Genomic DNA, 1,126 nt, shown 5'->3' with positions numbered 1-1,126 from the left:
CGACCCGAAGCGGTCGCTCAAGTTTGTCGATAGCGGCCATTCGTTATAGGGTTTCGGCGCTGGTAGGATTCGCGTTCAGGGGAATCGAGATAAATTTAGCTAATGAAATTCGACATCGAGGGCAAAGCGGCAAACATCGCGCCGACTCCCATACAGATCACTCGTGCGCTCAAGTCACTGCGAAGCTACGGCAAGTCATCTTATGCGTCATTGACTGACGGCGCAGGTAACTATGTGCAGGTAGCCGGCAGTGGCGTCAGTTGCATGATTGAGCGCTTCGAGTTCGGTTCACAACGATGGAGAGCGTTCCACAACAACCCTTCCCCGGTGCGCCCTGATGGCACGATCCTGGTCTTCGGAGCGGGTAACATTCCGATGCGCTCAGATGAATGGTTCATGGCTGACCAGGTTGTGGGCGGTACACCGTATCCGCCATTTGTTCATTGGCGCTTAGCGCCGGGCTTTTGACCCTGAGACGCAAGCCGGGAGACACGTTCGACGGAGTTCTGCATCTCGAGCTGTCAACTATTCGAGCCTCCGGTATCGCTGAACGGGACCGGCCGGCTCCTGTCCGACGGTTCATGAAGTTGAATTACCGCGGATCGTTTTCCGGTAACCAACCCTCCTCGATCCGCTTTATCAGCATCGTGTCATTCCAGGAGCCTCGAATGGGGAGCTTTCGCTGCTCATCGGTGATCGGACCGACGCGCCATTCCTTCTCACCATCCCACAACCACCAGTCAACTACTTTCCCGACGGCCGGATCTACGACACCAACTCGGAACACCGGGACGTTCTTCGAATGATCCGGAATCGCATATCTGCCAATCTTTCGAACGATGCCGCGAGAGAAAGCGGCTCCCGCAGGAAAGAAGATCCAGAAATTCGTTTCTATCGCTACGAGCGACTCCAAATCTGTAGGTGCGTCGGCAAACACACCCGGCAACACGCGGATCAGCGAGCCCATCGGAGCGACTTTCTTCACATACTGGAAGTATGCTTCTCCGCCGGACGTCCGGATTCTAAAGACGTCTCCTGAACGAATCACGCTGCTCTCCTTGTCGATCTCGTCGGCGAGGCATTGTCAACGATCCTCGGGATTGAGTCGAGTGTCTCCTGTTGGCCG

At 55.7% G+C, this 1,126-nt stretch carries 2 protein-coding genes; one reads left to right on the top strand and one right to left on the bottom strand.

The genetic code is table 11. The features are described from left to right. The first annotated feature begins 102 nt into the window (after nucleotides 1–102). Nucleotides 103–468 (top strand): hypothetical protein, encoded by a 366-nt coding sequence (locus tag M0D64_RS44800; protein WP_266262314.1) that lies wholly within the window; start codon nucleotides 103–105, stop codon nucleotides 466–468. A gap of 124 nt (nucleotides 469–592) precedes the next feature. Here M0D64_RS44800 and M0D64_RS44795 read toward each other — a convergent pair whose 3' ends face one another. Beyond that, nucleotides 593–1,048: a hypothetical protein gene (locus M0D64_RS44795; RefSeq protein ID WP_266262312.1), complete on the bottom strand. Its 456-nt coding sequence runs from the start codon at nucleotides 1,046–1,048 to the stop codon at nucleotides 593–595. Between the last annotated feature and the right edge of the window lie 78 nt (nucleotides 1,049–1,126).

The sequence above is a fragment of the Paraburkholderia sp. WS6 genome, from assembly GCF_030464835.1.
In the GTDB taxonomy this organism is placed as follows: Bacteria; Pseudomonadota; Gammaproteobacteria; order Burkholderiales; family Burkholderiaceae; genus Paraburkholderia; species Paraburkholderia madseniana.
This window is presented reverse-complemented; position numbering and strand designations above follow the sequence as displayed.

Coding starts and splice junctions, on each gene's coding strand:
- M0D64_RS44800 (WP_266262314.1), top strand. CDS start 103: ATGAAATTCGACATCGAGGGCAAAGCGGCAAACATCGCGCCGACTCCC.